This window comes from Actinopolyspora sp. BKK2, assembly GCF_011291845.1.
GTDB classification, from domain to species: domain Bacteria; phylum Actinomycetota; class Actinomycetes; order Mycobacteriales; family Pseudonocardiaceae; genus Actinopolyspora; species Actinopolyspora saharensis.
In genome coordinates this window covers 76044-93223 of record NZ_JAANTE010000005.1, presented here as the reverse complement: position 1 = coordinate 93223, position 17180 = coordinate 76044, and the positions used below count along the sequence as shown (strand labels likewise).

The following is a 17180-nucleotide window of genomic DNA, read 5'->3' as shown; positions in this document are numbered from 1 at the left end:
GACCACGTCGTCCGTTCAGGGGTAATTCCGAACTCCGAGCGGGCCGAACCGGTTCCTCGTGAGAAGGATTCCCAGCAAGATCACGGCGCACCTGCGGGGAGATCCGACCGTCTTCGCGCGGTGTCAAGTGTCACAACTCGCGCCGGGTCGCCACCCCCGCCCCGTTGGCTCGCGAGTAATAACGAAGAGGTCACGAAGGGGACGTGCCCTCCGCTCCTGCCGCGCGTCACCGCCTCCGCACGGGGCTCTCGACTGTGGACGTGTCGTTGCCCCCGCGAACGACAGTTACGGTGACACCTGTGACCGCGACATCCGAGCGCAAGATCCACACCGCCGAGGGACCCTCGAACCAGTGGGCGGAACGGTCCGCCTTCGGCAACACGCGCAGCATCTCGTGGTGGGCGGCGTGCCTGCTGCCCCTGGTGCTGACGAGCGTGTGCATCGTGATCGACCTCTTGGTCCAGTCGAAACCGGGCTTCGTGTTCGTCGCGGGCTACATCGTGAGCAGTCTGCTCGCGGTCGCTCTGGTACGTCGCGGCAGCCTCTTCGGCCCGATGGTGCAGCCGCCCCTGGTCATCGCGGTCACCATCCCCACGCTCGTGCTGGTCACGGGCACCGGCTTCAACTCGGGCGACAGCGGACGCAACGTGATGCTGTCCGTGGTGACGCCGCTGATCAACAGCTTCCCGGCCATGGCGACGGCCACCGTGCTGGTTCTTCTCGCGGGCCTGCTGCGCATTCACGTGCTCGAGCGCTCCAACAAGGACGGGACCGCCTCGAGGACGAGCAAGTCGCAGTCCGCGCGGAGCGAATCGGCGGGCGCTCCGAAGACCAGGGGCCGCAGGAGCCCGCGGCCGGACGAGGACCAGCGCGACGAGGTGGACGCGGAGCGGACCACGCGGAAGACCGGGGCCCCCTCCCAGCGACGCGAGCGGGGGAAACAGGGCGAGCCCACCGAGAAGCGCAGCGGCTCGGCGAACAAGCAGAGCTCCCGGAGCGGGCGGGAACCCGCTGGGGACGCCTCCCGCGAGGGGGCCGGTGACCAGCGCAGGAGCGCCCGCCCCGGCCGCGGTGCGCGGCAGGGGCAACGCCCCGCCGAAGGGGAGCGCAACCGGTCCGGCGCCTCCGGCGAGGGCGGCAGGCGGGGGGAACGCCCCCAGCAACAACCGGGCGCGGGCAAGAACGCCCCTCCCCCGAACCCCGCGCGTGGTGGCGAGGGCAAGCCCCCGCCCGGGCGGGAGAAGCGCTCGGCACCTCCGGGCAGGGCCGCCCCTGGCCAGCCCTCCCGGGACGGTGGAGGCGGCGCGGCGAAACCGCCTCAGCGCGGCGGCCGTGCCGAACCCCCGGGCCGTCCCCGGCGGCCACGGCGCGACGAGGGCTGACCGGGTCTTCCCCGCCGGATCTTGCCCGTTCGGTTCGCCGCGGGTGCCCCCGGACCGCCGTGGGCGAGCCACTCCGACCGGAAGGCCACCCGCGGAAGCCGGGTGCTACGAAGCTCGGGCTGCGAGCCCGATCAACGCACTCCCTGGGGGTTGTTCGGGTTCTCGTCGAGGTCCTTGCGCAGTTCCCGCGGCAAGGCGAAGGAAACCTTCTCGTTGGCCGTGGTGACCTCCTCGACGTCCCCCCAGCCACGTTCCTGCAGGTAGTCCAGCACCTGGAAGACCAGCACGTCGGGCACGGAGGCACCGCTGGTCACGCCGACGGTCTCCACCCCCTCCAGCCACGAGTCGTCGACGTCGCTGGCGTAGTCGATCAGGTAAGCGGCGCTGGCACCGGACTGGAGGGCGACCTCGACCAGCCGCTTGGAGTTCGAGGAGTTCTGCGAGCCGACCACCAGCACGAGATCGCACTCAGCGGCCATCGCCTTGACCGCCACCTGGCGGTTCGAGGTCGCGTAGCAGATGTCGTCGCTCGGCGGGGCCTGCATGTCGGGGAAGCGCTCCTGGAGCTGCTCGACCCGTTCCATGGTCTCGTCCACGCTGAGCGTGGTCTGGGAGAGCCAGACCACCTTGGACGGATCACGCACCTCGACCTGGTCCACGTCCTCCGGCTTGTCCACGAGCTGAACCCGGTCGGGGGATTCACCCGAGGTGCCTTCCACTTCCTCGTGGCCCTCGTGACCGATCAGCAGGATGTCGTAGTCCTTCCTGGCGAACCGGTTCACCTCCTTGTGCACCTTCGTCACCAGCGGGCAGGTGGCGTCGATGGTGCGGAGGTTGCGCCGCTCCGCGGACTCGCGGACGGCCGGTGAGACCCCGTGGGCCGAGAACACCAGCAGCGAGCCCTCGGGAACCTCCTCGGTGTCCTCGACGAAGACCACACCGCGCTCGCGGAGGTTGTGCACCACGTGCTGGTTGTGCACGATCTCCTTGCGGACGTACACCGGAGGGCCGTACTTGTCCAGCACTCGCTCCACGGTGTCCACCGCACGATCGACACCGGCACAGTACCCACGGGGCTTGGCCAGCAGAACCCGCTTGTTCGTCGACGGGGATTCGGTGACGGTCTCGGTGTGCTCGGAAGCCTGCGGCGAGGTGCTCATACCGCACAGGGTACGGACCTCGACAGCACCGGTCAGCAAGGAGCTTCACCCCGGCGAGGGACATCACCGTGAGTCCTCTCCTTCGGAGGAGATGACGCCGGGTCCGTACGTGGGGCAAGCTTGAAGGTATGCGATCGTTTCCCCTGCCGATCCGGGTGGCTGCCGGACTGGCCAGCACGGCCGTCGAACAGACCCGTCGTCTGCCGGACTGTCTGATCGGCCTTCCGGTCACGGTCACCAGCCAGGCGCTGCAACTGACCATGCGCGTGCAGCAGCAGGTCACCGAACTCGCCATCAAGGGCGACGACCTGCTGGCCGAGCTCCGACAGCCCGAGCAGCAGCCGGAGTGGGCCAGGTTCGACGAGGACGAGCGGACCGAGCGGGCGCAGCCCCCTGCCGCCTCCTCCGAACACCCCGCGGGCGAGACGGTCGACGCGGCGGAGGCGGGCCCGGCGACCGGGGGCGGGAGGACCGCACCCACCGGCGAGGACGACGTCTCGGACCTGCTGCCCGACTACGAGGAGATGACGCTGCCGCAGCTGCGCGGCAAGTTACGTCGCCTGAGCCTGTCCGAGCTGCACCGGCTGCTGCGGTACGAGCGCGCGCACTCGCGGCGCCCCGACTTCCTCCAGATGCTGTCCAACCGGATCAACAACCTGGGGGGTTCGGACGCCGCGGACGAGTAACGCCCCGCCCCGGCGACCCCGCTCGACCACGGCGCGTGCCCGGCGCGGGCCGCGCCGGAGGACCCGCTGCGCCGTCGGCGGTGCCGGCCCCGGCTCGCGCGCTCGCCCGACGCGTCGTTTCGCGCGATCGGCACCACGCCCGCCCGGGCAGGACTTCGCACCGGGTTCTCACCGCGCACGTAGCCCCCGAAAACCTCACTGATGCCCCCGATCGAGTTGTTGGTCGGCTCGGATCTCTCTTCGGCGCTGCCTGCGCCGAAACGCGCCACCCCAGCAACTCGCACCGGCGCGGGTTCTCTCGTGGTGCTCTCGCGAGGACGGCCGGGGACGTCGTGCAGGTAGCTACCCGATGTCGGGCCCCCGCAGCGAGAGCCCGCGAGAGATTCCGCCACGTCACCGCCCACGACAATCCGAGCGAAAAACCTCGATCCGAGGAGTGAGTCAGCTGAATTCCCCCACAACCGCCGAGGAGCCCTGGCCGGTCCGCACGGTGGCCCGCAAGATCGCGGACTGGATCAACCGGCTCGGCAGCATCTGGGTCGAGGGGCAGGTCACGCAGGTCTCCGCCCGATCCGGCGCCTCCACCGCCTTCATCACGCTGCGGGACCCTTCGGCGGACGTCTCGTTGACCCTGACCTGTCCGGCGAAGCTCCTGCGGGGGATGGACCCCCCGCTGACCGACGGGAGCCGGGTCGTGGTGCACGGCAAGCCGTCCTTCTACGTCGCCCGCGGCACGCTGAGCCTGCGAGTGGACGAGATCAGAGCGGTCGGGGTGGGCGAGCTGCTGGCCCGGATAGAGCGGCTCCGCAAGTTGCTCAAGGGCGAGGGGCTGTTCGACGCGGAGCGGAAGCGCCCACTTCCGTTCCTGCCGAACCGGGTCGGTCTGATCACCGGCAGGGACTCGGCAGCCGAGCACGACGTGCTGAGCAACGCGCGGCTGCGGTGGCCCGCGGTGCGCTTCGAGGTGCGCAACGTGGTCGTGCAGGGGTCGACGGCGGTCCCGCAGATCCTGGAGGTCCTCTCCGAGCTGGACGCGGACCCGAACGTGGACGTGATCGTGATCGCCCGCGGCGGGGGCAGCGTGGAGGACCTGCTGCCCTTCTCGGACGAGACGCTGTGCCGCGCGGTGGCGGCCTGCACCACCCCGGTCGTGAGCGCTGTGGGCCACGAGCCGGACTCCCCGCTGCTGGATCACGTCGCAGATGTGCGCAGCTCCACACCGACGGGCGCGGGCAAGCGGGTCGTGCCGGACGTCGCCGAGCAGAGCCAGCAGGTCGCCCAGCTCAGGGAGCGGGCCAGGAGGGCGCTGCGCGGCTGGGTGGACCGGGAACAACGAGTGCTGGACTCGCTGCGCACGAGGCCTTCGATCGCCGATCCGCACGCTCCGCTGCAACGCAGGCAGGAGCAGGTCGACGCGCTCAGGCAGCGCTCCAGGAGGGCGGTGCTGGCGGTGCTGACCGGCGAGCAGCACGAGCTCGCGGCGACGAGATCACGCTTGACGGCGCTGGGACCGGCAGCCACGCTTGCTCGCGGTTACGCGATCGTGCAACGCGTCGAGGACGCCGGCCCGTCTGTCCTGCACTCGACGGAACAGGTCACCGCCGGGACGCACCTGCGGATCCGGCTGACCGACGGGGCCGTGCACGCCGTCGTCACCGATGACGAGTAACCCGCTGTTCGTATCAGGCGGCACGACCGCCGCGGAAACAGGCGAGCAGGCCGCATCGCGGCGCGACGCGAATCGACGACGGCGCCCGAGCAGCTTGTGCTCCCATGGAGGTGTGCGGTGCTAAACCACGGGCGACAGCCCACTTTCCTCCCGCTCACCGTCGCCGTGACCGCCTCGGCGGGCGCCGCCTCGGAGACTTCTTCCGGGGAGAACGCCCACGCGGTGCGACGCAGGGCCGAGGAGGCCGACACGGCGGCGGCGGGATGCTGGGCGGCGCTGCTGGGTGGGTGCGACCCGCCCGAGCGGCGTGCGCTGCCCGGTCAGCTCAGCGCCCTGGCCGAGGCGACGGCGCGCTACGTGGGCAGCGGATGGTGGGCCGAGCGGGGAAGCGGGTACCGGCGTAGGGTCGCCGAAGCGCAGCTGCGGATCAACGACGCGGTGCGCGAGGGTGACGGGGCGGAGTTCGCCGAGGCCTTCGTGGGCTATGACCAGGCCGTCGCCACCGCCGTGATGTCCGTGCGCCGAGAGTTGGAAAGAACCGTCCGATGAAAGCAGCGAACCAGTGACCGACGAAGAGCGGGAAGACTCCCGGGAGGAAGCGGCCGCGGCGAACGGGGTCGACCCCGATTCCGATCATCCAGACGTTGCCGCCCTCGGTTACGAGCAGGCGCGGGACGAGCTCGCCGAGGTGGTGCGCAAACTGGAGGCCGGTGGGCTCTCCCTCGAGGACTCGCTGGCGCTGTGGGAGCGCGGCGAGGCCCTGGCCAACGCGTGCGAGCGGCAGCTGGCAGGCGCGCGCGAGCGGGTCGACCGCGCGCTGGCCTCGGTGCAGGAGCAGGACGACTCCTCCGCGGAGTGACTCACCGGAGGATTCACATGCCAACGCGAGCGCTTACGAGCCTGAGCAGGACGAGAAGCTCCGGTGCGTGAGTCGGATGCATTGCAAGGCCGGGCCGCTCGCCGCGCAGGTCGCTGTTCAAGAGCGTGCCCAACGCTCCCGAGGCGCCGACTCACGTGCCGGCTGAGCAACCACCCGAGCAACCGGCACCGCCGAACTCTCACCCGGAGTGAACCACCGGGGCGTCGATCGCGGCCCGCGCCATCATCCGGAACTCCTCCTCGGTTCCGTTACCGGTGATCAGCAGCCGCACTCCGGAGCGCTCGCCGACCCAGGCGACCTCGGAGCGGACGCTCTCGTAGACCACCCACTGCTCTCCCGCCGCCCGCACGGTCCCGCGGGCACGCGGCGGCTGTTCCGTCTCGGAGGAGACGAGCTCGGCCTCGGGGGCGCTGGACTGGGACAGCCGCACGTAGTGCGTGTCCTCGGTCAACCAGCCCACCCGCACGGCGCTGTCCTGCTGGGTGATCTGTTCCGTGTCGGCCGAGTTGGCTCGCCACCCGTCCGGGGGATGTGGATGCAGCACGGGGAAGTCCACTCCGGCGGCCGCCGATTCGAACTCCTGGGAGGCGTTGACGGTCGGGGCCGTCCCCGTGTCGAGGGAAGAACCGAGCGGGTTGACCGAGCAACGTCCCGTCAGTCCCGCTATGCCCAGCACCACGAGCACCAGCGGCAACATCGCGAACACCATGGCTCGAACGCTGCGCGGAGCCACGCCCGGCGAACCCCCGGAACGGTCGTCATCCGACCCCTGGTTGCGCTGTTCAGCCACGCCTCGCATGCTCTCACCTAGCCTGATGAACGGGTAACGCACCCGCGCAGCGGGCCTGCGTCGTGGGCTGCGCCACTGTTTCGGAACCGAAAGGATTCGGATCTGCGAAGATCCGCCCGACATCCGAAGTGGCGTTCCGTGCCCTCGATCCAGTGCTACGGGCCACCGCCACACCGACTCACCGGACACGACCGAGGCAGCGAATCAGTCTCGCCCACGGGAGGCGCCATGAACACGTCCGAGACCGCAACGAACGGAGCGACTCGCCGCCCCGAGGCTCCCGACCGCAACCTGGCGATGGACCTGGTGCGGGTGACCGAGGCCGCGGCCATGGCCGCGGGCCGCTGGGTGGGGCGCGGAGACAAGAACTCCGGTGACGGCGCGGCCGTCGAGGCCATGCGCAAGCTGATCAGCACCGTGGCCATGCGCGGTGTCGTCGTGATCGGCGAGGGGGAGAAGGACGAGGCCCCCATGCTGTTCAACGGCGAGGAGGTCGGCAACCACAACGGCCCCGACTGCGACGTGGCCGTCGACCCGATCGACGGGACCACGCTGCTGAGCAAGGGGATGCCCAACGCCCTGGCCGTGCTCGCCGTGGCCGAGCGCAACGCCATGTTCGACCCCTCGGCCGTGTTCTACATGGAAAAGCTCGCGGTCGGCCCCGAGGCCGCCGACGTGGTCGACATCAGCGCTCCGGTCGCGGAGAACATCCGCCGGGTCGCCAAGGCCAAGCAGATCGAGGTCTCGGACGTCACCGTCTGCATCCTGGACCGCTCGCGCCACGACCAGCTGGTTTCCGAGGTCCGCGAGGCCGGGGCGCGGATCCAGTTCATCTCGGACGGCGACGTGGCCGGCGCCATCGCGGCGGCGCGCCCGGACAGCGGCGTGGACATGTTGATGGGGATCGGCGGCACCCCGGAGGGGATCATCACCGCGTGCGCCCTGAAGTGCCTGGACGGCGAGCTGCAGACCAGGCTGTGGCCCAAGGACGACACCGAGCGGGAGCAGGTCCGCTCGGCCGGGCACGACCCGCAGCAGGTGCTCACCACTTCGGATCTGGTGCGCGGCGACAACGTCTTCTTCTGCGCCACCGGGATCACCGACGGAGCACTGCTGCGCGGGGTCCACTACCGGGCGAACAGGTGCACCACGCAGTCGCTGATGATGCGTTCGAAGTCCGGCACGGTCCGCTCCATCGAGGGCTCGCACAAGCTGGGCAAGCTCGGCGAGTACTCGGATCTGGACTTCACCAGCGGTGCGCCCTCCTCGCGCTACGGCCTGCTGCCCTGACCCTTCCGGCCGGTCGCGGCCTTCCGTCGGCCGCTGAACGGGTGTCCCGTCCCGCGAGGCCTCCCGCGGGACCTCCCCTCTGTTCGCGAGCGGGTGCCCGGCGTCGAGCAGCCACCACCCCGGTGCCGGGTGCCCCGCGAGGGCGGGGCGGGCTCACCACGGCACCGGTGCTTCGGGTTCTCCGTCCCGGGCAGCACCGGAGAATGTCCCCGGAAGCGCCGAGGACAGCGGCTCGAGGAACCGGCGGTTCACCCCTTGTTGGTGGAGTGCCCGGGAAACAGCCTGGCCGCGGGGTCCAGCTCGACGGCGATGTTGTTGATCGCCGTGGCCGCTTCCCCGAAGCCGGTCGCGATGAGCTTGACCTTGCCGGGGTAGGTGGCGATGTCGCCGGCCGCGTAGATCCCCTTCCTGGTGGTGCGCATGGTGGTGTCCACTTTGATGGAGCGCTTCTCCAGCTCCAGTCCCCAGTGCTCGATCGCCCCCAGGTCAGCCGTGAATCCGAGCGCGGCGACGACGGTCTGCGCCGTGAGCACCCGCCGCGTGCCGTCGCCGAGTTCGAGCTCGACCTCGCGGACGCCGTTCTCGTCGCCCCTGATCTCGAAGACCTCGGCCTCGGTGATCATCGGCACTCCGAGCCGCTCCACCTCCTGGATCAGCCCGGCCTGGGCGCGGAAGCGCGCCCTGCGGTGCACGAGCGTGACGCTGTTCGCCACGGGGTGCAGCGCCAGGGCCCAGTCGAACGCGGAGTCCCCGCCTCCGACCACGACGACGTCTCGTCCACTGTGCACCTCCAGCTCGGGGATGAAGTGCACCACTCCCTTGTCGAGCCAGCCGTCGGCGGCGGGCAGCGGGCGGGGTGTGAACTCCCCGATCCCCGCGGTGACCAGCACGGCCCCGGTGCGCACGCTGGTCCCGTCACCGAGCTCCACCACGAATCCCTCCGGTACTTCGGAGAGCTCGGTGGCGTACCTCCCGAGCAGGTAGGTGGGCTCGTATCTGCCGGCCTGCTCCACCAGCGCGCCGACCAGGTCCTTGCCGCGCACTTCGGGGAAGCCGGCCACGTCGAAAATCCGCTTCTCCGGGTACATGGCGGTCACCTGGCCTCCCGGTTCGGGCAGCGAGTCGACCAGGGCCGAGGTCAGTCCGCGAAAACCGGCGTAGTAGGCGGCGTAGAGACCGGTCGGCCCCGCACCGACGATCAGCACGTCGACCTCGGCGGCCGGACGGTCGCTCGATACCGCTTCACCACTCATCCATACCCCCTCACGGGGCGACGGGAACGCCGGTCCCCCAGCGTAGTCCGACCGCCCCACCGTGCGTAACCGAAAGGAGGGCGCGTCCATTCACGCGCGCCCACTACTCCGAACGGACGAGATCCGTGCGGTGTTCAGCGGTACCTGGCGAGTAACAAAGCTTCTACGTTGCCGTGCAATCGATCACCGGCAGCGAAACGGAGAGCACCGTGCGAAAAACAGCTACGCTGTTGGGCGGATTCGCGGCCGCGGCCATGGCCCTGGCCGTTGTTCCCGCCGCCGGAGCCACACCCGCACCGGACGAACCGAACACGATGATCGTGGGCGGTGACCAGGCCGACGAGTCGTACGAGTGGATGGCCTCCCTGCAGCAGAACGGCAAGCACTTCTGCGGTGCTTCGCTCATCGACGAGCAGTGGGCGCTCACGGCGGCCCACTGCGTCCAGGACGTCTCGGCCGACGAGCTCCAAGTGCGCATCGGCAGCTCCGATCACACCACCGGCGGAACCGTCACCGGCGTCGACAGCGCAGTCCCCCACCCGGACTACGCCACCGAATCACCGCAGGGCGACATCGCACTGGTCAAGTTGGACCAGTCCGTGGAACAACAACCGGTCGAGCTCGCGGAGCAGCCCGGCCAGGCGGGCACCCCCACCAGCATCATCGGTTGGGGCCTCACCTGCCGCACCCGCGGCTGCGGCCAACCGCCCGAACAGCTCCAGCAGCTGGACACCAAACTGGTAAGCGACCTCCAGTGCAGCCTCGGCACCATCGACGGGGCCACCGAGCTGTGCACGAGCAGCGACAAGCCGTTCTCGAACGCCTGCTTCGGCGATTCCGGAGGGCCGCAGCTGCGCGGTGAACCCGGCGACCGGAAACTGATCGGGGTCACCAGCAGGCTCGGCAGTCCGATCCCCGCCTGCGGAACGGCACCTTCCGTCTACACCGACGCCACCGCCTACGGCGACTGGATCCGCTCGCACACGCAAGGATGACCCGACGCGCCGCGCGGCACGCACCTCCCGTCCACAGCGGACGCAGCGGGTGCGTGCCGAGGGCGTGCCCGCGCCCCCACGTGCCGGACGACCTCACCGCGCCGAAACCGACCCGTCGAAAAGTCCCTCACCCCAACGCGAGCGCTTCAGCCCACGCAGAACGAGAAGCTCCGGTGCGTGAGTCGGGTGCCCTGCACGGCCGGAGCTCTTCGAGCGGCGCAGCCGCTCACACCCGCCCTGCCCACCAGCACCGCCGCGGGTTCTCAGTCGAGTGCCCGGCGAGGACGGCCGGAGACGTTGTGTAGGTGGCTACCCGATGTCGGGACACCCGCAGCCGGGCGCCGACCGAGGCTCCCCACGAGACTCACCTACGACAAGCCAGTCCCCGAAAAAGCCCCACCCCAACGCGAGCGCTTTGAGCCTGAGCAGTCGGCACCGCCGCGGGTTCTCTCGTGGTGCTCTCGTGAGGAAGGCCCGACGTTGTGTAGGTCGCTACCCGATGTCGGGCCTCGCCGGAGCGAGAGCCCGCGAGAGGTTCCGCCACCCGCACCGCCAAGCAAGCGGCACCGCCGACTCTCCCAACGTGGTCGAACCCATACTGACCACTCCTGACCCCACGGTTCACACTCTCAACATGAGTGAACAGCAATACCGCACCGAGCACGACACGATGGGCGAGGTCCAGGTGCCCGCCGAGGCGCTGTACCGCGCGCAGACCCAGCGTGCCGTGGACAACTTCCCGGTCTCCGGGCACGGGCTGGAACGTGCCCAGATCCGCGCGCTCGGCCTGCTCAAGGCCGCCACCGCCCGGGTCAACGGCCAGCTGGGGGTGCTGGACTCGGACATGTCCGCGGCCATCGCGGCCGCGGCTGACGAGGTCGCCGCCGGACACCACGACGAGCACTTCCCCATCGACGTGTTCCAGACCGGCTCCGGGACCTCGTCGAACATGAACGCCAACGAGGTCATCGCCACCCTCGCCACGCGTTCGCTCGGGCGGGACGTGCACCCCAACGACCACGTCAACGCCTCGCAGTCCTCCAACGACACCTTCCCCACCACCATCCACGTGGCGGCCACCGAGGCGGTGCTCACCGACACCGTGCCCGCGCTGGAGCAGCTGGCCGCGGCCATCGAGGTCAAGGCCTCCGAGTGGGACGAGATCGTCAAGTCCGGGCGCACCCACCTGATGGACGCGGTTCCGATCACGCTCGGCCAGGAGGCCGGGGCCTGGGCCGCCCAGGTGCGCTACGGGGTCGAACGGCTGCGCGCCGGACTCGACAGGCTGGGTGAGCTGCCCATCGGCGGCACGGCCGTCGGTTCGGGACTCAACGCCCCCGAAGGGTTCGGAGCAGCGGTGTCCGCGGAGCTGGCGCGGGTGACCGAGCTGCCGCTGACCGAGGCGCGCAACCACTTCGAGGCCCAGGCCAGCCAGGACGGCGTGGTGGAGACCTCCGGGAACCTGCGCACCGCGGGCGTGAGCCTCAACAAGATCGCCAACGACCTGCGCTGGCTCGGTTCCGGCCCGCGCACCGGGCTGTCCGAGCTGGCGCTGCCGGACCTGCAGCCCGGTTCCTCGATCATGCCCGGCAAGGTCAACCCGGTGATCCCCGAGGCGACGATGCAGGTGGTCGCCCAGGTGGTCGGCAACGACGCCGCGGTCTCCTTCGCCGGTTCGCAGGGCAACTTCCAGTTGAACGTGAACCTGCCGGTCATCGCCAGGAACGTGCTCGAGTCCGCTCGGCTGCTGGCCGCCGTCTCCAGGCTGCTGGCCGAGAAGGTCTTCGCGGGCGTGGAGGTCAACACCGAGCAGACCCGCGAGTACGCCGAGGGTTCCCCCTCCATCGTCACCCCGCTCAACCGCTACATCGGCTACGAGGAGGCCGCCTCCGTGGCCAAGCAGGCGTTGAAGGAGCGCAAGACCATCCGCGACGTCGTGCTGGAGCGCGGCTACATCGAGGCAGGCAAGTTGACCAAGGAGCAGCTCGACACGGCGCTGGACGTGCTGAGCATGGCGCGCGCCGAGCGCTGAGGCCGGTTCCGCCTCCGCGGTCGGGACGAGCGGCGCGCTCCTCGGGGCCGGGCCGGGGATGTCGTGGTACGGCGGGGTCCCCGGTCGGGGCACCCCGCGCCGGGACCGGGCACCGGCCCGGTCCCGGACTTCCCGCCCCGCTCGCTCACCCGGCCCGGGGGCGGGCTGGACGAGCGGGCGGAACTCCGCCACCTCGCGATCCGCTGCTCGTGACTACTTTCACATCTACATGGCACTATCGTGCACAGATGACGGCAGCCGGTTGCCGCCGGTCGAACACTGCGGGGACAGGTGATGCAGGTTCCTGGAACAGAAGTCGACTCCGGAGCGGATTTCGCGAACCGCTTCGAGCGGATCCGCTCGTTGACCCGCAACGGCGACAACGCCGGGGCCATCGAGATCGCCGACGGCGTGGCCGCCGAGACCCGGGATCCGCTCGTGGCCAGTCGGGCCCTCGTCCTCAAGCTGGGGCGGCTGTTCAACCTCGGACGCACCGAGGAGTGCCCGGCGGTGCTGGACCGGGCGTTCGAGGCCCTGGAGAACGAGCAGGCCCCCGCGCTGCGCGGCCACCTGCACGCCCTGGCCGGGATCATCGCCGCTCCCGAATCGCTGGAACGCTGCGTGCGCCACCTGGTCCAGTCCGGGCGGGAGATCGAGATCGAGAACGGGCCGACCGAGGAGATCGTCACCGCCCGCCACGACCTAGCAGTGACCTACTCGTACGTCGGTTTCCACGCTCAGGCGGTTCCTATCGCCGAGCGCTGCTACCGGGCCGCCCAGTCCCTCGGACTGCCCAGCGGTGACCACGCCCTGCCCGAGGTCGGGGTCCGCTGGGCGGTCTCGCTGGACCACCACGGTGACACCGAAGCCTGCGTCAACATGCTCCGCCGGGTGCTGGACACCTGGTCCGAGCGCACCGATCCCCGCCAGCTCTGGCCCGCCGAGCAGCACTACTACGGGTACGCGGCGGTCAGGTTGCGGGCCCTCGGAGAACCGGCCGAGATCGATCCGGTGCTGCTCACCGCCGAGGAGCATGGCTGGGAGGTCGCGGACCTGCGACTGCTCGCCGCGGCCTGCCGCGACATCCACACCGGGCACCCCGCGGCGGCCCTGGAACGGCTCGAGGGACGCTCGGTGAACCCCTACACCCTCGGAGCCGCCGAGGTCCCCCGCGTTCGCGCCCTCGCCCACGCGGCGCTGGACGACCACCGGGCGGCCCGCGCGGCCGACCGGGAGGCGACCAGGATCTCGACCGGGAACGGCGGGCAGCTCAGGGACGGCCTGGTGGACGGGACCAGGGCCCAGCTCGACCACGAGACGCTGCGCCGGACCGTGGAGCAGTACGCCTCCGAAGCGCTCACCGACCCCCTGACCGGCCTGCCCAACCGCAGGCACTTCGACCGCCACGTGGCACGACTCTCCGAGAACCGGGTCCGAGCCGCAGTCGGAGTCATCGACCTGGACGGTTTCAAGGAGGTCAACACGGTCTACGGGCACCTGTCCGGGGACCTGGTGCTGCAGCGGGTGGCCGCCATCCTCACCCGCACGCTGCGCCAGGGCGACTTCGTCGCGCGCTACGGAGGGGACGAGTTCGTCGCCGTGCTCCCGAACACCGACCTGACCGACGCCCACCGGATCGGTGCCAGGATCGCCGGGGCCGTGGCCGAAGGCGACTGGGACGCGCTGGTGGCGGGCACCCCCGTGTCGGTGACGATCGGCTGGGCCGAGCTGAGCGAACCGCTGCGGCTCTCCGCCGCCCTGGAGTCCGCCGACCGCGCGATGCTCGGCAGGAAGGGGCGCCTGGCCGGTTCGGCCTAGAACTCCCGGCCCGGGGGCCCCTCCGAGTCACGAATCCCCCGTTCCCGGGCGAACCCCTCGGCACCGCCCGACCGGCGGGCACCTCGCTAGTGAGAAACTGGCGGGCATGAGCAACCGCGGCAGCGAACCGGACGCCGATCAGTCCCGCGACATGCCACCGCCGGTGGAGCTTCCCGAGGAGCTGGTCGAGGAGAGCGACCGTTCGATCAACATCGGTGGCGCCGGAGCGGCCTCGGGAGAACGCGCTTCCGTGTTCGCCGGTTCGGAGCCCGAGCCCTACGTGGCCGTGCTGGTGACCGAGTCGACTTCCGAGTCGGAGGGCTTCCGGCCGCTGTACGAGGAGTCGTTCGTGCTGCTGACCGCCTCCTCCGACGAGGAGGCCTCCGAGAAGGCCAGGGAGTACGGCAAGCAGCAGGAGGTCAGCTACTACAACGAGAATCAGGAGCTGGTCACATGGCGCCTCAAGCACGTGGTCGAGGTCAAGCGGATCGAGGACGCCACCTTCGACGACGGCTCCGAGCTGTACAGCCGGTTCTTCCGGAACTACGCCCAGTACAGCTCCTTCGAGCCGACCCTGGCCGACGAGGAGCTCTGAGCCCGACCGGCGCCGGACCGCGGCGGGGCGCGGCGTGGTGACTTCCCCCGCGATCCCTTTCCGGCCCGGTGAACCGAGGGGCTTTCGCGGGTAGTCTGAGGGGTTGTGCGGTTCTTGAACGGGCAACAGCCCACCACAGACCTGACCTACGACGACGTGTTCCTCGCCCCGGCACGTTCCGGCGTCGAATCGCGCTTCGACGTGGATCTGTCGACCGAGGACGGTTCGGGGACGACCCTGCCGCTCGTGGTCGCCAACATGACCGCCGTCGCGGGGCGCCGGATGGCCGAGACGATCGCTCGGCGCGGCGGGCTCGTGGTGCTTCCGCAGGACGTGGCGCCCGAGGCCGTGGCCGAGATCGTCTCGTGGGTGAAGTCCCGGCACACCGTGTGGGACACCCCGCTCGTGCTGCACGAGGGCGACGCGGTGGCCGACGCGCTCAACCTGCTCCCGAAGCGGGCGCACGGGGCGGTCGTGATCGTCGACGACGCGGACCGCCCGCTGGGCACCGTCGACGAGCAGTCCTGCACCGGAGTGGACCGGTTCGCGCGGCTCGACGAGGTCGCCGACCGCGAGCCGGTCACGCTGCCGCTGGACACCGCGCCGCGCGAGGTTTTCGAGAAGCTGCACCAGCAGGGCCGGGGCGTGGCGCTGGCCACGGACGAGAACGGCGTGCTCGCGGGGATCATGACCAGGCGCGGAGCGCTGCGCTCGGAGATCTACACCCCGGCCGTGGACTCCGCGGGCAGGCTGCGGGTGGCGGCCGCGGTCGGCGTGAGCGGTGACGTGGCGGGCAAGGCCTCGGCACTGCTCGAAGCCGGAGTGGACATGCTGGTGGCCGACACCGCGCACGGCCACCAGGAGAAGATGATCTCCGCGTTGCGCGCTGTCCGCTCGATCTCGCCGTCCGTTCCCGTGGTGGCGGGCAACGTGGTCACGGCCGAGGGAGTGCGGGACCTCGCCGAGGCCGGGGCCGACGTGATCAAGGTCGGTGTCGGACCGGGTGCGATGTGCACGACCAGGATGATGACCGGGGTCGGCAGGCCGCAGTTCTCGGCAGTGGCCGAGTGCGCCGAGACCGCCCGTGAGCTGGGCAAGCGGATCTGGGCCGACGGTGGTGTCCGGCACCCGCGCGACGTGGCGCTGGCGCTGGCCGCCGGTGCCTCCTCGGTGATGGTGGGCTCCTGGTTCGCCGGGACGTACGAGTCCCCCGGCGACATGCAGCGCGACGAGCACGGCAACGCCTACAAGGAGTCCTTCGGGATGGCCTCCAAGCGCGCGGTGACCGCGCGGACTCGTTCGGACAGCGGGTTCGACCAGGCGCGCAAGGCGTTGTTCGAGGAGGGGATCTCCAGCTCGCGGATGAAGCTCGACCCGACGGCACCCGGCGTGGAGGACCTGCTCGACCGGATCAGCTCCGGGCTGCGCTCCTCCTGCACCTACGCGGGGGCGCGTTCGCTGGCGGAGTTCCACGAGCGCGCGGTCGTGGGCATCCAGTCCGCAGCGGGCTTCGCCGAGGGAAGGCCGCTTCCCGCCGGCTGGTGAGCAGCGCCGCTCCGTTGAGCACGCGCCCCGGCCTCCGCCCGGTTTGGCCCACAACTGGGCGGAGGCCGGGTCCGACGTGTCTCGCGGAGAGGTGAGACCCGTCCGAGGGCGCGGCGAATCCCGTCTCCTGTCCCCAACGTCCACCCCACGCACCGAGAGGGCCGCGTGTCGGCTCGCAGAGCAGCCCGCGCGCGTCCGGCAGGAACGCGCGCCCTGCCTGCCGAAATGCGCCACACCGTCCGGCTGTCCCGCCAGAACAACCGGACCTGCAGTTCCTTTTCCAGTTGCTGAATCCGCCGAATCAGCGAGGGCCGGGTCATGCGCGACCGCTGCGCGGCCCTCCGAGGTTGCCCTGCTCGACGACCGCGTCGAAATCGAACAGCTGGGCGAGTGTAAACATCGATACTCTCAAGACATCGGTGGATGCTTAATCTGAGTTAGACACGCATCGATGGTTAACTCTAGCGTCACCTCCAACCAACATTCGCAACCGGAGGAAGACGAATCGATGCCCCACCTCTCACCGCCCGAAGTCGCTCGAAGTCGCCCGAGAGCCGAATTCCGGGCTGTTCTCGTTCCCGGTTCCTCACTCGCGGCAAAATTCGAGCTTCGACGAATCCTCCCACCGCGGAAACGTCCGATGGCTGAGCGGATGCAGCGCCGCCGGGCTGTTCGCGACAGGCGGGACCGGGGAGTTCTTCTCCCGCACCCCGACCGAGGCCGAAACGGCGGTAACCGCTGCGGTCTCGAAAGCCCCGCGGGATCTGCACGCACTCCCGGTGACCGGGCACGACAGCATGGGCAGCATGCTGCTCAACCTCAGCGGTGCCCGGGCACAGCTGCGCATCGAGCGGGCAACGCCGCGAGCTCCCGAGGGAGCGGGGCGAGGCGGGGGCGTCGTCGCGTGACGAATCCCGCGGGGCCCCATCACGCAGGCCCGTCACTGCTCGGGCTCCCCCGCACCACGTTCCTGTGAACCGCGAACAGTAACCACACGCACCGGGACGCGTCTCGAACCGACCCGGCGGTCGACGCGCATTCCAGCCGGGGATTTGCACACCGCGCAGGAGGCAATTGCGCCTACC

The 17180-nt window shown here is 70.4% G+C and carries 16 protein-coding genes; 12 read left to right on the top strand and 4 right to left on the bottom strand.

Annotated features, from left to right (window positions below; all coding sequences use genetic code 11):
* Positions 1-299 precede the first annotated feature (299 nt).
* Complete coding sequence (locus G9Q41_RS12560; protein WP_165633339.1) at positions 300-1382, top strand: DUF6542 domain-containing protein; 1083 nt, start codon at positions 300-302, stop codon at positions 1380-1382.
* 131 nt (positions 1383-1513) lie between these two features.
* On the opposite strand, the gene G9Q41_RS12555 is transcribed toward G9Q41_RS12560, so the two are convergent.
* Complete coding sequence (locus G9Q41_RS12555) at positions 1514-2542, bottom strand: 4-hydroxy-3-methylbut-2-enyl diphosphate reductase (protein WP_165633338.1); 1029 nt, start codon at positions 2540-2542, stop codon at positions 1514-1516.
* A 128-nt stretch (positions 2543-2670) separates the two neighbouring features.
* Here G9Q41_RS12555 and G9Q41_RS12550 point away from each other — a divergent pair, with 128 nt between their 5' ends.
* From G9Q41_RS12550 to G9Q41_RS12535, 4 genes are all read left to right on the top strand, one after another.
* Positions 2671-3228: a lipid droplet-associated protein gene (locus G9Q41_RS12550; protein WP_165633337.1), complete on the top strand. Its 558-nt coding sequence runs from the start codon at positions 2671-2673 to the stop codon at positions 3226-3228.
* Positions 3229-3664: 436 nt separating this feature from the next.
* Positions 3665-4897, top strand: a complete 1233-nt coding sequence (gene xseA, locus G9Q41_RS12545) for an exodeoxyribonuclease VII large subunit (protein WP_092526654.1) — start codon at positions 3665-3667, stop codon at positions 4895-4897.
* 117 nt (positions 4898-5014) lie between these two features.
* Positions 5015-5446 carry a hypothetical protein gene (locus G9Q41_RS12540; protein WP_092526651.1) on the top strand — a complete coding sequence of 144 codons (432 nt, stop codon included), beginning with the start codon at positions 5015-5017 and terminating at the stop codon, positions 5444-5446.
* Positions 5447-5459: 13 nt separating this feature from the next.
* A complete protein-coding gene (locus G9Q41_RS12535) occupies positions 5460-5756 on the top strand; it encodes an exodeoxyribonuclease VII small subunit (protein ID WP_092526648.1) in 297 nt (98 codons plus the stop codon).
* Positions 5757-5955: 199 nt separating this feature from the next.
* On the opposite strand, the gene G9Q41_RS12530 is transcribed toward G9Q41_RS12535, so the two are convergent.
* Complete coding sequence (locus tag G9Q41_RS12530) at positions 5956-6576, bottom strand: DUF4245 domain-containing protein (protein ID WP_165633336.1); 621 nt, start codon at positions 6574-6576, stop codon at positions 5956-5958.
* Positions 6577-6795: 219 nt separating this feature from the next.
* On the opposite strand from G9Q41_RS12530, the gene glpX reads away from it, so the two are divergent.
* Positions 6796-7857, top strand: a complete 1062-nt coding sequence (gene glpX, locus G9Q41_RS12525; protein ID WP_092526640.1) for a class II fructose-bisphosphatase — start codon at positions 6796-6798, stop codon at positions 7855-7857.
* Between the two features lie 248 nt (positions 7858-8105).
* Here glpX and G9Q41_RS12520 read toward each other — a convergent pair whose 3' ends face one another.
* A complete protein-coding gene (locus tag G9Q41_RS12520) occupies positions 8106-9110 on the bottom strand; it encodes an NAD(P)/FAD-dependent oxidoreductase (protein ID WP_092526637.1) in 1005 nt (334 codons plus the stop codon).
* Positions 9111-9283: 173 nt separating this feature from the next.
* On the opposite strand from G9Q41_RS12520, the gene G9Q41_RS12515 reads away from it, so the two are divergent.
* The 5 genes from G9Q41_RS12515 to G9Q41_RS12495 all read left to right on the top strand — a co-directional run bounded on the left by G9Q41_RS12515 (position 9284) and on the right by G9Q41_RS12495 (position 16095).
* Positions 9284-10105 (top strand): serine protease, encoded by an 822-nt coding sequence (locus tag G9Q41_RS12515; RefSeq protein ID WP_092526634.1) that lies wholly within the window; start codon positions 9284-9286, stop codon positions 10103-10105.
* A 634-nt stretch (positions 10106-10739) separates the two neighbouring features.
* Positions 10740-12137: a class II fumarate hydratase gene (locus G9Q41_RS12510; protein WP_092528032.1), complete on the top strand. Its 1398-nt coding sequence runs from the start codon at positions 10740-10742 to the stop codon at positions 12135-12137.
* 294 nt (positions 12138-12431) lie between these two features.
* Entirely contained in the window at positions 12432-13955 is a 1524-nt protein-coding gene (locus G9Q41_RS12505) for a GGDEF domain-containing protein (RefSeq protein ID WP_165633335.1), read from the top strand.
* A gap of 106 nt (positions 13956-14061) precedes the next feature.
* The gene (locus tag G9Q41_RS12500) at positions 14062-14550 is read left to right on the top strand and encodes a DUF4288 domain-containing protein (protein WP_092526628.1); all 489 of its coding nucleotides are present in this window, start codon (positions 14062-14064) and stop codon (positions 14548-14550) included.
* A 105-nt stretch (positions 14551-14655) separates the two neighbouring features.
* A complete protein-coding gene (locus G9Q41_RS12495) occupies positions 14656-16095 on the top strand; it encodes a GuaB1 family IMP dehydrogenase-related protein (protein WP_165633334.1) in 1440 nt (479 codons plus the stop codon).
* Here the strand turns inward: G9Q41_RS12495 and G9Q41_RS22715 are convergent.
* Positions 15990-16415 carry a hypothetical protein gene (locus G9Q41_RS22715; RefSeq protein WP_092526623.1) on the bottom strand — a complete coding sequence of 142 codons (426 nt, stop codon included), beginning with the start codon at positions 16413-16415 and terminating at the stop codon, positions 15990-15992. The genes G9Q41_RS12495 and G9Q41_RS22715 overlap by 106 nt on opposite strands.
* Positions 16416-16874: 459 nt before the next feature.
* Between G9Q41_RS22715 and G9Q41_RS22360 the strand changes: the two genes are divergently transcribed.
* Positions 16875-17003 (top strand): hypothetical protein, encoded by a 129-nt coding sequence (locus tag G9Q41_RS22360; protein WP_278250863.1) that lies wholly within the window; start codon positions 16875-16877, stop codon positions 17001-17003.
* Positions 17004-17180: the final 177 nt, after the last annotated feature.